Below are 751 nucleotides of genomic sequence, written 5' to 3'. Positions count from 1 at the left end.
ACACTCAAGTCTGCGTAGATATCGTGCGATATAGCGATAAAGCAACGGCTCTTTTCACAGGCTGCGTCACCCAATCGAACGGCGCATCTTTGCATGATCGTGCGCTAGGCTTCATGTGCACAGCCCGTGTTCGAGACTAGTACCTAACAACCACCACATCTGGCAAACGCCGGCCACTGGCAATGTTCCCGACGCACAAGGTGTACAACACTCAGTGCCACAGGATTACACAAGGCGAATTGCCCCATGAAACCTACTTTTCTTATCGTATCGTGCTTTATCTTTCTGATCACATGCGTAAAAACACCTGCTGCGACCACCAATATTGCTTTAGCTCTTGATACGGCACGCACAGAATGCGGTTATGAATTAGGAGGCTTGGAAACACGCATCCTGACCGCACAGGCCATCGCCGTAGGTAAAGAGGGGTTCCAACAGATTTACACACTGGAATGGAGAAAAGAAGCACGACGATTTCGGGCCACAATGACCCTGAATTGTGATCCAAATGGTTTATATGAATTTGATTCATCGACCCCGGTTCTCACCCCACAATACTTGATCGCCGAGGAGGATTCAGGTGGTCGCTATATGCGACACGTAGGCTGGCAGAAGCTGGCCTTGGCAGAGAATTGGACCGCCCTAGTAGCTTATATCGACTATATTTTCGGCGACGGCGACCGCACCAACACGTGCGACTTTTTAGCGTGCAATGGTGAAGTCCCCACCCCCTGCATCGCACTGTCGATTA

At 50.5% G+C, this 751-nt stretch carries 1 protein-coding gene; it reads left to right on the top strand.

The annotated features are described in order from the left end of the window. Nucleotides 1-246: 246 nt before the first annotated feature. The coding region (locus CSC62_RS17340; RefSeq protein WP_162407897.1) for a hypothetical protein at nt 247-751 on the top strand (505 nt) is incomplete at its 3' end.

Source organism: Pseudoxanthomonas jiangsuensis (assembly GCF_010093185.1).
In the GTDB taxonomy this organism is placed as follows: Bacteria; Pseudomonadota; Gammaproteobacteria; order Xanthomonadales; family Xanthomonadaceae; genus Pseudoxanthomonas; species Pseudoxanthomonas jiangsuensis.
The sequence above is the reverse complement of the archived record's forward strand: the minus strand, read 5'-3'. Positions and strand labels throughout refer to the sequence as shown.